Annotated in this window: 8 protein-coding genes; 3 read left to right on the top strand and 5 right to left on the bottom strand. The window is 52.9% G+C overall.

Features of this window, described 5'->3' with window-relative positions; all coding sequences use genetic code 11:
- The first annotated feature begins 372 nt into the window (after nucleotides 1-372).
- The 3 genes from ACOOGA_RS16015 to ACOOGA_RS16005 are packed head-to-tail and all read left to right on the top strand — an operon-like array spanning nucleotide 373 to nucleotide 5,354.
- Nucleotides 373-1,896: an MFS transporter gene (locus tag ACOOGA_RS16015; protein WP_417461313.1), complete on the top strand. Its 1,524-nt coding sequence runs from the start codon at nucleotides 373-375 to the stop codon at nucleotides 1,894-1,896.
- Nucleotides 1,889-3,760 carry an alpha-amylase family glycosyl hydrolase gene (locus ACOOGA_RS16010; protein ID WP_420428994.1) on the top strand — a complete coding sequence of 624 codons (1,872 nt, stop codon included), beginning with the start codon at nucleotides 1,889-1,891 and terminating at the stop codon, nucleotides 3,758-3,760. The genes ACOOGA_RS16015 and ACOOGA_RS16010 overlap by 8 nt, the downstream gene beginning before the upstream one ends.
- On the top strand, nucleotides 3,753-5,354 hold the full coding sequence (locus ACOOGA_RS16005; protein WP_420428992.1) for an alpha-glucosidase: 1,602 nt from the start codon (nucleotides 3,753-3,755) through the stop codon (nucleotides 5,352-5,354). Before ACOOGA_RS16010 ends, ACOOGA_RS16005 begins: the two co-directional genes overlap by 8 nt.
- 25 nt (nucleotides 5,355-5,379) lie before the next feature.
- On the opposite strand, the gene ACOOGA_RS16000 is transcribed toward ACOOGA_RS16005, so the two are convergent.
- From ACOOGA_RS16000 to ACOOGA_RS15980, 5 genes are all read right to left on the bottom strand, one after another.
- Complete coding sequence (locus tag ACOOGA_RS16000; protein ID WP_420428990.1) at nucleotides 5,380-6,405, bottom strand: LacI family DNA-binding transcriptional regulator; 1,026 nt, start codon at nucleotides 6,403-6,405, stop codon at nucleotides 5,380-5,382.
- Nucleotides 6,406-6,586: 181 nt separating this feature from the next.
- Nucleotides 6,587-9,727: an efflux RND transporter permease subunit gene (locus ACOOGA_RS15995; RefSeq protein ID WP_420428988.1), complete on the bottom strand. Its 3,141-nt coding sequence runs from the start codon at nucleotides 9,725-9,727 to the stop codon at nucleotides 6,587-6,589.
- 209 nt (nucleotides 9,728-9,936) lie between these two features.
- Nucleotides 9,937-11,118, bottom strand: coding sequence for an efflux RND transporter periplasmic adaptor subunit (locus tag ACOOGA_RS15990; RefSeq protein ID WP_417461318.1), 1,182 nt, complete (start codon nucleotides 11,116-11,118; stop codon nucleotides 9,937-9,939).
- A 254-nt stretch (nucleotides 11,119-11,372) separates the two neighbouring features.
- Nucleotides 11,373-12,011 carry a TetR/AcrR family transcriptional regulator gene (locus ACOOGA_RS15985; RefSeq protein WP_417461319.1) on the bottom strand — a complete coding sequence of 213 codons (639 nt, stop codon included), beginning with the start codon at nucleotides 12,009-12,011 and terminating at the stop codon, nucleotides 11,373-11,375.
- A 360-nt stretch (nucleotides 12,012-12,371) separates the two neighbouring features.
- Nucleotides 12,372-12,818 carry a TerB family tellurite resistance protein gene (locus ACOOGA_RS15980; RefSeq protein ID WP_420428986.1) on the bottom strand — a complete coding sequence of 149 codons (447 nt, stop codon included), beginning with the start codon at nucleotides 12,816-12,818 and terminating at the stop codon, nucleotides 12,372-12,374.
- Nucleotides 12,819-12,996: the final 178 nt, after the last annotated feature.

Genomic DNA, 12,996 nt, shown 5'->3' with positions numbered 1-12,996 from the left:
TTCCCCTAAGCTAAAGTGCCATCATGAACCTACGCACCCCCTTCCACCGGAGCGCTTTGGCATTCCCTTTTTTCAAAATGCGTTCATATTTTTGCAAAAATCAAGCATTTTTTTCATTTTTTTGTTAAACATTGCAATCAATGAAAATACCGTGCCTTTCCTGCAACAATCCTTATTATAGCGCTGTATTTTTAACATCTTGACAATATTTGGCTTCTATTTTCTCTCACGCAGAAGCACCAAATGCGTGGCATTGAAAAATATTTTCATTTTTTTTTGCATTTTTTGCAAAAACTGGTAAGACGGAAATTGCCGAGGGGAAACGGCAATCGGAAGTTAAGGTTATATATCGTTTGGGAAGAGGGTTATTGCATGACCAACAAACCGCATCTGGGGTTTTGGCAAATCTGGAACATGTGCTTTGGTTTCATGGGCATACAGTTCGGCTTTGCGCTGCAGAATGCCAATGTCAGCCGCATTTTCCAGACGCTTGGAGCCAGCTTCGATGACATTCCGATTCTCTGGGTCGCTGCCCCCCTTACTGGCCTGATCGTTCAGCCCATCATCGGTTACATGAGTGACCGCACCTGGACACGCCTTGGCCGCCGCAGGCCATACTTCCTTTGGGGTGCTCTGCTCGCGACCGCCTCCCTGATCATCATGCCAAACTCGCCTGCACTGTGGATTGCAGCAGGAATGCTCTGGATCATGGATGCGTCTATCAACGTAACGATGGAGCCCTTTCGTGCCTTCGTAGGGGACAACCTGCCGGAAGACCAGCGCACCACAGGGTTTGCACTGCAAAGCTTTTTCATTGGTGTCGGGTCGGTCGTGGCATCAGCCCTCCCCTATATGATGAGCAACTGGTTTGGCGTCAGCAATATTGCGCCAGAAGGCGTCATCCCGGATTCGGTAAAGTGGTCCTTTTATATCGGTGGTGGCGCGCTGCTGCTTGCCGTTTTGTGGACCATCCTCAAAAGCAAGGAATATAGCCCCGAAGAACTGGAAGCCTTCGCGAAAGCCGAAGAAGCCCTTGCGTCAGTATCTGCAGCACCCCTGGGTCGGGAAACCGGCGAGCGTACTGCAACACAGTACCTGAAGGCATCGGTTCTCTGGTTATTAGTGGGCGCTATTGGCATTTGGCTTGTCGCGTCACAGGGGCTCGACAAGCAGCTTTATATTCTTGTTGGCGGGATCGCTACCTTTGGTGTGCTGCAAATAGCCACGGGCCTCCTGAAACAGCAAAACCATGCCCGTAACGGTTTCTGTGAGGTGGTGGACGACATCTTCCTCATGCCTCGCGTCATGAAACAACTGGCAGCCGTGCAGTTCTTCTCCTGGTTCGCCTTGTTCGCGATGTGGACAAGCGCCACACCCGCCGTCACGGCCTATCACTTCGGTGCGACAAACACCGCGTCGACAGCCTTTAATGAAGGCGCGGACTGGGTTGGTGTGCTTTTCGCAGCCTATAATGTTTTTGCGGCTCTTGCAGCCCTCATGATCCCCAAACTTGCAGACGTATTTGGGCGCCGGATGACCCATCTCATCAACCTCTGCCTTGGCGGCTTGGGTCTCGTGTCCATGTTCTTCATCAATGATCCAGACTGGCTTCTCGTCTCCATGGTCGGGGTGGGGATCGCATGGGCGTCCATCCTGTCTGTGCCCTACTCGCTGCTTTCCAGCGCCGTGCCATTTGCAAAAATGGGCGTCTATATGGGCATATTCAATTTCTTCATCGTTATCCCGCAACTTCTCGCGGCCAGTGTATTGAGCCTGATTGTACGAACCTTTTTTGAGGGTGAGCCGATCTTCGCACTCGTTATTGGCGGCATCTCCATGATCATCGGTGGCTTTGCCACTCTCATTGTTGGCAAAGGTGAAACAAGCAATGCGTAAATCTTCAATTGGCAACAGGTTGCTCGCGGCGACCGCAATCATTGGCTGCCTCACCGGCGCCGTTTTTGCGGAACCCGCGACGCCACGCCCCGAGGCGCTCAAACCCTATACCGAACGCCCCATCACAGATGACATCATGTACTTTGTGATGCCCGACCGCTTCGCGAATGGCGATGAAAGCAATGACCGGGGCGGCATGGAAGGCAGCGCGATCGATCACGGTTTTGACCCCAGCCACAAAGGCTTCTACCACGGGGGTGACTTGAAAGGACTGACCGAAAAGCTGGATTATCTTGCGGATATGGGGGTCAGCGCCATCTGGTTGACGCCCATTTTCAAAAACAAACCCACGCAGGGTAACGTTGAAAATGTAACCGCTGCCTATCATGGGTATTGGATCACAGATTTCACGCAGATCGACCCACACCTTGGTACCAATGATGACCTTAAGGCGTTTGTGGCTGCCGCGCACGCACGCAACATGAAGGTGATTTTTGATATCATCACCAATCACACGGCGGACGTGATCAAGTATCAAGAGTGCCTGCCCGAAGATGAGCTGAAAGCCGATGGCAACGTGCCTTTGTGCGACTACCGCAGTAAAGCCGACTATCCATATACCACTATCGGCAAGGCAGATGGGGCACCCATCAATGACGGCTTTATGGGCGATGAGCCTGCTCAGCAGACTACGGAAAATTTTGCAAAGCTGACGAACCAGAATTTTGCCTATACACCCTACATTCCTGAAGGCGAGCAGAACGTCAAAGTCCCGTCATGGCTTAACGATATTCGCTATTACCACAATCGCGGAGACAGTGAATGGAAGGGCGAAAGCTCGCTGTACGGTGACTTTTCCGGCCTTGATGACCTGTTCACTGAACATCCGTATGTGACCCAAGGCTTTATAGACATCTATAAATTCTGGATCAGCGAGTTTAAAATTGATGGCTTCCGTATCGACACGGTCCGTCACGTAAACGATAGCTTCTGGCAAACTTTCGCTCCTGCGATTGTTGATCACGCAAAAGCAGAAGGGATCAGTCAGTTTTACGTCTTCGGTGAGGTTTATGACGGCAACCCGGAACATCTGAGCCACTTCACCCGCGTCGCCAAGCTACCGGCTGTGCTGGATTTTGGTTTCCAATGGCAGGCTCGTCAGGTCATTGCCGATGGTAAAGCCCCGGCTTTATTGAAAGAATTTTACGCTCACGATCATCTTTACGACACGGCCTGGAGCAGTGCATCCATTCTGCCCACGTTCCTGGGCAACCACGACATGGGCCGTATTGGACGCTTTATTGTAACGGCAGATAACACCAACCCGGCAGAAGCACTTGATCGCAGCAAATTGGCCCATGCCCTCATGTACCTGACCCGCGGTGTCCCTGTTGTCTATTACGGCGACGAACAAGGCTTCACGGGTGACGGCCATGACCAGGATGCACGTGAGGATATGTTCCCGAGCAAGGTCGCTGTTTACAACGACAATCAGGCCATTGGTTCTACAGTGACGCCAGAGGCAGATAACTTTGACCCCAGCCACCCGCTCTATACGTCGCTTACCGAATTAGCTTCGTTCAGGATGAAACACGGGGCCGTACGCGGCGGTGAGCAAAAGGTTTTGTTTGCGGATGACAAGCCCGGGATTTTTGCCATTGAACGCTCAAGCGGAAGCGAGGCCTTGGTGATTGTCTTCAACACGTCGTCCTCCAAAGCGAAAGCCAAAATCGAAATAGCCGCACCTTTATGCTGGGTTGGGGGCGCAAAAGCCTCACTTTCAACCAACGGCACAACAACAACTGTGTCCATGCCGCCTCTGAGCTGGTCCGCACACAGCCTGAATGGTTGCACAAATGAGTAATGATGGAGTTTCAAGCGTGACCAATTGGTGGCAAGGCGCCGTAATTTACCAGATCTATCCCCGCAGCTTTTGCGACAGCAATGGCGACGGTGTCGGCGACCTGAACGGCATAACCTCAAAACTGGATTATGTGGCAAGCCTTGGCGTTGATGGCATCTGGGTGTCGCCCTTTTTCAAATCACCCATGCATGACTTTGGCTATGACGTGGCTGACTTCCGCGATGTGGACCCAGTATTTGGCACACTCGATGACTTTGACCGTCTGCTCGAGAAAGCCCATTCACTGGGTCTCAAGGTGGTGATCGACCAAGTCTATTCCCACGCGTCAAAGGACTGCGAATGGTTTCAGGAAAGCAAAAAAGGCAAAAACAACGATAAAGCCGACTGGTTTGTCTGGGCAGATGCAAAACCCGATGGCAGCCCGCCAAACAACTGGCAATCAGTTTTTGCAGGCCCCGCCTGGACGTGGAGCGCTGCCCGGAAACAGTATTATTTCCATAACTTCCTTTCCGAACAACCGGACCTGAACCTCCATAACCCGGACGTGCAGGAGGAACTCCTGTCTGTCGCGCGCTTCTGGCTCGACCGCGGGGTCGACGGCTTCAGACTTGATGCCACCAATTTCTATATGCATGACCCGAATCTGGAGGATAACCCGCCGTACAAAAACGGTAACGCCGTGCGCCCCTTCGACATGCAGGACCAGATCTATAACCAGTCGCACCCGGATATAGAAAAATTTCTCGCGAGGTTGCGCAAGCTGATGGATAGCTACGGCGCCAAATTTACCGTCGCGGAGGTTGGCGGCAGGCGCTCGCTTGAGGAAATGGCCGCCTATACCAAGGGCGATAGCCTCCTTCACACAGCATACAGCTTTATTTTTCTGGAAGAGGAAGAACTTACTGTTCCCGGCATACGGGGTGCGATTGAAGATTGGGACGGCGCGGCAGACAGTTGGCCTTCCTGGACTTTCTCAAACCACGACCGCAAGCGCGTGGTTTCACGCTGGCGCAAATCGCGCCCCGCAGACGCCTTCGCCAAGGCAATGAACGCCCTTCTGCTGTCCCTTAAAGGCACCATCTTTGTCTATCAGGGGGAAGAGCTCGGCCTGCCACAAGCCAATGTACCTTTTGATCGCCTGGTCGACCCGGAAGCAATCAAAAACTGGCCGGAAACCTTGGGGCGGGACGGGTGTCGAACCCCCATGCCCTGGTCATGTGAGGGTACAAATGGTGGCTGGCCCGCAGAAACCTGGCTGCCGTTTGATGCGGCCCACTTTCCGCTCGCGGTTAACAGGCAGGAAGACGACCCTGCTTCGTCGCTCGCTTTTACCCGCAAATTGCTAAAGCTCAGGAAAGAGCGCCCAGCCCTCATAACCGGTGAGATCGCTTTTCTTGATGTGCCTGAGCCTGTGATTGCCTTCACCCGCACGCTGGATGAGGAAACTCTGCTTTGCGTCTTCAACCTGGGTGAAGAAGAGACACCTTGGACCTGCCCCATGGCTACAGATAAGCTTTTGCTGGGTGTTGGCGGCGTTGAACGTGCAGACCAAGCCAGCCTACCGGTGTGTGGCGGTTTTATCGCATCAATCTAGGCTAAGCGAATATGGTCTTGCGGTATTATGAGCCGCAAGACTCCCTGATGATCAGATCCGTCGGCAGGTTCGAGGATTGTACGGTCTGCCCTTCAAGCATTCTCAAGAGTTTACTTACGAGCAGACGGCCCGCTTTCGTCACGTCCTGGCGGATCGTGCTGAGCGCGGGGCTTGAATATGCCGCGACCAGCACATCATCATAACCAATCACGGAAACATCCTGCGGGATACGCAAGCCCGCGCGCGCAATGCCCCGCATGGCACCAATAGCGATCATATCACTTGCAGCAACCACACCGTCAAACTTGATGCCCTGCTCGATGAGTACATCAATCGCCTCCATGCCAGACTCCGGGTAGAAATGCGCGGGCCTGACCAACTCTTCCTGATAGGCAATGCCGTTCAGTTCCAACGCTTCCCGGTATCCTGCCAAGCGCAGTTGCACCTCGGGCCCTTCCGCGTCCCCCACAAACACAATGCGTTTGCAGCCCATACGAATAAGATGGTTGGTCGCGCGGCGCCCGCCCTGCTGGTTATCACTCCCAACAGAACAATACTGCTGTTCAGGCAGTTGCGCACCCCAGGCCACAAAGGGCACCTTCTTTTGTGCAAGTTGGTTCAGTTGCGCATGCAAGGTGCTTTGGCCAATTACCACAAGGCCATCACAGCGCCCGCTGGCTACCAGATTGGCCGCGCTTTGGTAATCCGTCATCGTCAGGTGAGAGATCAGCATATCGCAGTTGCGCTCCTTGAGCGCGTCACCGATGCCGCCAATCAGATCAAGGGTAAAAGGGTCGGAAAGTCGTGTATCGCGCCCTTGCGGCGGCGGTATGATGATCGAGATGGTTTTGTCGGCCTCGTCTGCATAGACCTTGTCCTTCAGACGCCCGGAATAGTTATTATTGTGCGCGAGCGACATGATGCGCTTTTTCGTTCGGTCCGACACCAGCGGGCTGTCATTCAAAGCCCGCGAAACGGTGGAGATCGAAACATTGGCCAGTAGCGCTAAGTCCTCAAGTCGTCTCAGGTTTTTCTTCTCAGATTCGTCCATGGATCACATTCTTGCACATTTTTGCATTGTCGTAAGCATTATCTCGCCACCGGCTTAATTTAGTCAATCTCTACTATAGTTTGCGCGCTCGAACAATTTGCACTGGTTGCATCAGCTTGAATAAAAATGACCCCATCATGCAAAGCATAACAGGGTCATTTTCTTAAATTGTTGTGAGGTGCTAGGCAGCCTTTTTACGGGTCTCCAGTTTCCTCAGAAGCACATAAAACACCGGCGTGAAAAAGAGACCAAAGAAGGTTACGCCGAGCATGCCTGAGAACACGGCAATACCCATTACGTTCCGCATCTCAGCCCCGGCTCCGGTTGACAGCACCATCGGCACCACGCCCATGATGAAAGCAAAAGACGTCATCAGGATCGGGCGAAGCCGCATCCGCGCCGCCTCAATGGCTGCCTCAACAATAGACCGACCCTGTGTCTCCAGTTCGCGCGCAAACTCCACGATCAGGATCGCGTTTTTACATGCAAGCCCTGCCAGCACAAACAGACTGATCTGGGTAAAGATGTTGTTGTCGCCACCCGTGAGCCACACACCAACCATGGCAGAAAGCACACTCATAGGCACAATCAGTATCACGGCAAGCGGCAATGTCAGGCTTTCGTATTGCGCCGCCAGCACAAGAAACACAAGAAGCACACAAAGCGGGAATACAAACACTGCCGTGTTGCCAGCAAGGATCTGCTGGTAGGTCAGGTCTGTCCACTCATAGGTCATACCTTTTGGCAGTGTTTCATCAAGTATCTTCGAGATTGCAGCCTGCGCCTGCCCGCTTGAATAGCCGGGAGCTGCGTCACCGTTCAGGTCAGCCGCCCGGAAACCGTTGTAGCGTTGCGCGCTTTCCGGCCCGTAGCTTTCATCCATCGTCATAACCGAAGCAAGCGGGATCATATCACCGGAAGAATTGCGAACCTTGAGCTGCAACGCTGCCTCAGCAGACGAGCGATACTGTTTGTCTGCCTGTGCGATCACCTGATAGGTACGACCAAAATTGTTAAAATCATTGACATAGAGCGAGCCGAGATAGACCTGCATCGTGTTAAAGATTTCATCGATATTCAGGCCGAGCTGTTTCGCACGTTCCCGGTCAAGGTCCGCATAAAGCTGCGGCACATTGATCTGATAGCTCGAGAACACACCGGCTAACTCAGGCGTAGCCCATGCCTTCTGCAACACCTGCTGCAATGCACCATTCAAGGCCTCATATCCAAGGTCTGTACGGTCTTCTATCTGCAGCTTGAAGCCACCAATAGTTCCAAGGCCCTGCACAGGCGGCGGCGGGAAGATAGCGATAAATGCTTCTTCGATGCCACCGAATTGCTGCTGCAGTCGGCCAGCAATCGCACCGCCTGACATGGCGTCACCTTTGCGCTCTTCAAACGGGTCGAGTGTTACAAACACAATGCCTGCACTTGAGCTGTTGGTAAAACCGTTGATAGAAAGACCGGGAAATTGTACCGCGCTTTTCACACCCGGCTCCTGAAGGGCGATCTCACCCATCTCGCGGATAACCGCTTCCGTACGTTCTAGCGTAGCACCGTCCGGCAGTTGCGCGAAACCAACCAGATACTGTTTGTCCTGCCCCGGCACAAAACCTTGAGGCACTTCTTCAAAGCTCTGGTAGGTCAGCCCCAAAAGCGCAGCATAGATCACAACAGCAATTGTCTTGCGGCCCAATATCTTGGAGACACCACCGGAGTATGCTTCTGAGCTGCTTTTGAACGCACGGTTGAACAGGCGGAAGAAACCGCCAAACACAGTATCAATACCCCGGGTCAGGCGATCTTTTGGTGCGTCATGCCCTTTGAGCAGCAGTGCTGCAAGCGCTGGGCTGAGAGTGAGCGAGTTAAACGCGGAGATCACCGTTGAGATCGCAATGGTCAGCGCGAATTGCTTGTAGAACTGGCCCGTGAGCCCGCTGATAAACGCAATCGGCACAAACACAGCAACAAGGGTGAGAGAGATTGCGATAATCGGGCCGCTGACTTCGCGCATCGCCTGATAGGTCGCTTCCTTCGGCGACATGCCGTTCTCGATATAACGTTCAACGTTTTCAACCACCACAATGGCATCATCCACCACGATGCCGATCGCCAGTACCAAGCCAAATAGAGAGAGTGCGTTGATGGAAAATCCGAACACATACATCAACGCAAAGGTACCGACGATCGACACGGGAACAGCAAGCAACGGAATAATCGACGCCCGCCATGTCTGGAGAAATACGATAACCACAAGAACAACAAGCGCGACCGCTTCCAGAAGTGTTTTGACAACCGCCTCAATCGACCCGCGCACAAAAACCGTAGGGTCATACACGATGCTATAGTCAACGCCTTCCGGGAAGTTGGCTTTCAGCTCTTCCATGGTCGCACGGACATTGTTGGAGATTTCAATCGCGTTTGCGCCCGGTGCCTGGAAAACGGGCACAGCAACAGCGGGCTTGTTATCAAGCATTGACCGCAGCGCGTATTGCGAAGCTCCAAGCTCAATACGTGCAACGTCACGCAGCCGTGTGATCTGGCCCGCATCCCCTGCACGAATAATGATATCGCCAAACTCTTCGGTGGTGCCAAGGCGGCCTTTGGCGTTGATCGGCAATTGAAGCTCAATACCATCGTCATACGGAGCACCGCCAACAACACCGGCAGCGACCTGAATATTCTGCTCGCGGACCGCAGCGATCACTTCCGTAGCGGACAGTCCGCGCTCAGCGATTTTCTCAGGGTCCAGCCAAAGGCGCATGGCATAGTCGCCAGCACCAAAAATCTGCACCTGGCCGATGCCTTCAATTCTGGCCAACTGGTCTTTCACGTTAAGGACAGCATAGTTCCGAAGGTAAAGCATGTCGTAGCGCTCATTAGGGGAGCGCAAGTGAACCACCATAGTGAGGTCAGGCGAGCTTTTCACAGTGGTAACGCCGAGGCGCCTCGTGACTTCGGGCAGGCGTGGTGTGGCTTGCGCCACCCGGTTTTGCACCTGCTGCTGTGCAAGGTCCGCATCTGTACCGATCTTGAAGGTCACGGTGAGCGTCATGCGGCCATCTGAGGTAGCTTGGGAAAACATGTAGAGCATGTTCTCAACGCCGTTGATCTGCTCTTCAAGTGGCGTTGCTACTGTCTCCGCGATCACTTTAGGGTTCGCGCCGGGAAACTGGGCAGTGACGACAATGGAGGGTGGCACAACTTCCGGATACTCAGAAATCGGTAGACGAAACATGGCGATAAGGCCTGCCATGAAAACCACAATCGAAAGCACGCCAGCAAAAATGGGGCGATCAATAAAAAAACGGGAGATATTCATCTCTTGTCTCCGTGCTGTTGTGTTCACGCGCTAGCCCGCGCGGCACACAATAGAACGCGCCTCAGCCTTCTTTCTGACCAGGCACATCGAAATTTCGGAACGATACGCCAAAGAACATCCGGCGCTTTACGAGCGGCACCCGGGCAAGAATGTACCCGGATGTCATATCTCTGGATTGGGCCTATCAGCCCGCCGCAAGTGCGCGGTGCTTACCGTTGGCTCGCCATGGCTGTCTGAACAGCTTGGTCTACCGTTCGGGCCGCCACTTGAATATTGGGACGAACACGCTGCAAGCCGTTCACGATAACCCGCTCACCAGCTTCAAGACCCGAAAGCACAACCCTGCCACCACCAACACTGCGGCCAAGTTTCACCTCGCGGTACTCCACAATATTATCAGAGTTTACCGTGTAGACGAACTTTTTGTCCTGATCGGTGCCCACGGCCTTGTCACTGACAACAAGTACCTCTTCCTTGGCGGGTGAGCCAAGACGAATGTCTGCAAACATGCCAGGTGTCAGCGCACCATCTGTGTTCTGGAAAACGGCGCGAGCCCGGATTGTGCCTGAACGCAGGTCAAGGCGGTTATCAAAGGACGAAAGCTCACCTTCATATGACACGCTGTCACCTGCCAGTGTCATCACAACCGGCATAGCACCGCCTTTGGAGGCTTGACGCTTTGCCGCAATATAAGTGCGCTCGTCCACATTGAACTCAGCGTAAAGCTGGTCGTTCGAGACAAGGGTGGTGAGCACAGGCGCAGACGCACCAGCTTCAATAACGTTGCCAACTGTGATTTCCGCCCTGCTGACGACGCCTGAAACAGGCGCGGTCACATGGGCGTAGTCCAGGTTAAGTTTGGCTGTTGTCAGTTGTGCTTCGGCAGACTTGAGCGTCGCCACAGCAACCTCATGGTCATTTTTACGCTTGTCATACGCGCTTTTGGAAACAAAGCTGCTTTCAACAAGTTCTGCCGCACGTTTCAGCTCCGCTTCCGTCAGGATAAGTTGCGATTTGGCGGAAGCGATATCGGCTTCAGCGCGAGCAACAGCGGCTTCAAACGGGCGTGGATCGATCACAAAAAGCAGTTCACCTTTTTCAACATAATCACCGTCTGAAAAGGCAACTTTCTGAATGGTTCCCCCAACGCGCGGACGAATTTCCACATAGTCAACAGCTGTCAGGCGGCCAGAAAACTCACGCCACTGCCTAAGCTCTTCAGGCTGGATTGCCGTTACCTCAACTTCAGGGGCCGCAGGTGCCTCAGCAACCCCGGCCTCTTCAGCCTGTACATCATTGAGCTGGTAGGCGCCGAAGCCGCCCACTATTGCTGTAGCCATCAGTGCGGCAACAGCAGTGTGTCTTTTCAGATATGCTTTTGTGCTGCTCATTATCGTGTCCTCGGTGTCGTTATGACCGTTTACATACCGGTCGGTTTGTTTCGCTTGAAGTCTAAATGCATACCGATCGGTATGTTTTCAACCCCTTTTGCGATTTTTAATTCTGATTGCGGTTATTCACGAGACTTATAGTGGCGTGTTTTCAATAACTTGGCGCGAGGAGGCCTCGGGCACTTGAAAGAAAAAGCTGCCAGCACAACAGGTGCGGACAGCTTCATTATTCATTTATGGGCAGCTTATGCGGCTCAGGCCGCTTTCGGTTGCGCCACGGCCCGGTATTCGGCCTTTACATCGAGGATTCGGTACAGCCCTTCACGGATATCGGCCTTCACAACCTCAAGGTCATAAAAGGTACGACCGTAAAGCAGCAGGCCCTGAACATATTGCAACAAGATACGAGCAACCTGCCTCGGGTCACACTCGCTGTTCAGATAACCGCCAGACTGCAGCCCCCGAACCAGGGCTTCATCATACTTCTGCGCGTTCTGGCACATAAGCTGACCTGCCTGCCGCACCTTGTCTTCTCCCGTGCCCACCTGCGCGCCCGAGGTGAAGAAAGGGCAGCCGGATACAGGGTTATCGTCTCCAAGCTCCTCTTCAGTCTGATAAGCAAGAATGTGGTTCACCAAATTTTCCAGCTGTTCGATGGGTGTATACCGGGCGGAAAAAACTTCATCCAGCTCATGCTTCTTCTGCTCCCAATGGTGCACAGACGCTTCATAGAAAAGGTCGGCCTTCGTTTCAAAGTGATGATAGAAACCACCTTTGGTCACGCCTGCAGCTTTACAGATCTCGTTCACGCCAACGCGTGTATAATTGCTCTTCCAGATCAGATCGATTGCAGTATCGAGCAAACGCTCACGTGTATTTTTAGACCTTGTCATCTCAACCTCTTCCCTACTTTGGCTGAATTCTATTACCTTATATACATACCGGTCGGTATCTTTTCAAGGGATGGTCTGCACCATTAGGTATGCTTCACAAGGTTTTGGTGTGAACGATCCAAAAACAGCATGTTCTCAAAAATGGAACGGGGTGTTGCGTTTCACGCTACTTCAAAAGGTGTGAACTGCTCCCCACTTCTGACGGACACGACACGAAGGAAACAAGAAAATGAATATGCCCTCAAACAAGGAACGGATGCCATCGCCCGGCGGCTCATCTACCATCATAAGCGTATTGAACATGCTCGCGGTAAGTGGTTTTGTTATCTATATGTTTGTGGTTGGCTAGCCGCACAGCCCTCAGGCGATTGACGCTTCCACTTCATGCTTGATCTGGATACGGTCCTGCTCCGTCACGCCAAGAAGGCCTGCGATCTTGGCCAAAACATTGGCCTCAAAATTATCAATCCGATTGTCAGCAAAGGCCACCTGCCACAACAGCCTGACAATTTCCTGCCTGCCGTCCTGATCCAGCTCTTTGGATATAGTTCGGGTAAACCGGTAAAGGTCCGTCGCATCCTGTTTTTCCGCCAGCGCCTGCTCAATAATATCATCAGCATCTTCGCTTGAGAGCCAAAAATGCTCGGTCATGCAATCACTTAACCGCTCACGTTCATCAGCGCAAAAGTCGCCATCGCTTGCCGCCACATGGGCCATCAATGCAGCCGTCGCGAGTTGCAGTTCGTTTGCCTTGCCGCCATTTTGCTCACCCGTCAGGCCCAGGAGCTCAGATACCTTCTGCCACATCAGTCTTCCTCGTCGTCAGTTATTCTTTCTTTTCACCTATTTATATGGCCCCAAACCGGGCCTGGCTCAAGCTTTGTGAGGTCTGCTCACCAAAAACTGAATTCAAGAGCAAACTTCGGAGAGCAGTACCAGCCAAGCTCTCTTATCTTTTACCCATCGCCTGATATATAATGCGAGG

It is taken from the genome of Kordiimonas sp. (genome assembly GCF_965216265.1).
Classification (GTDB): domain Bacteria; phylum Pseudomonadota; class Alphaproteobacteria; order Sphingomonadales; family Kordiimonadaceae; genus Kordiimonas.
Note: the sequence above shows the minus strand (reverse complement) of the source record. Positions and strands in the feature narration are given on the sequence as shown.

Coding starts and splice junctions, on each gene's coding strand:
- ACOOGA_RS16015 (WP_417461313.1), top strand. CDS start 373: ATGACCAACAAACCGCATCTGGGGTTTTGGCAAATCTGGAACATGTGC.
- ACOOGA_RS16010 (WP_420428994.1), top strand. CDS start 1,889: ATGCGTAAATCTTCAATTGGCAACAGGTTGCTCGCGGCGACCGCAATC.
- ACOOGA_RS16005 (WP_420428992.1), top strand. CDS start 3,753: ATGAGTAATGATGGAGTTTCAAGCGTGACCAATTGGTGGCAAGGCGCC.
- ACOOGA_RS16000 (WP_420428990.1), bottom strand. CDS start 6,405: ATGGACGAATCTGAGAAGAAAAACCTGAGACGACTTGAGGACTTAGCG.
- ACOOGA_RS15995 (WP_420428988.1), bottom strand. CDS start 9,727: ATGAATATCTCCCGTTTTTTTATTGATCGCCCCATTTTTGCTGGCGTG.
- ACOOGA_RS15990 (WP_417461318.1), bottom strand. CDS start 11,118: ATGAGCAGCACAAAAGCATATCTGAAAAGACACACTGCTGTTGCCGCA.
- ACOOGA_RS15985 (WP_417461319.1), bottom strand. CDS start 12,011: ATGACAAGGTCTAAAAATACACGTGAGCGTTTGCTCGATACTGCAATC.
- ACOOGA_RS15980 (WP_420428986.1), bottom strand. CDS start 12,818: ATGTGGCAGAAGGTATCTGAGCTCCTGGGCCTGACGGGTGAGCAAAAT.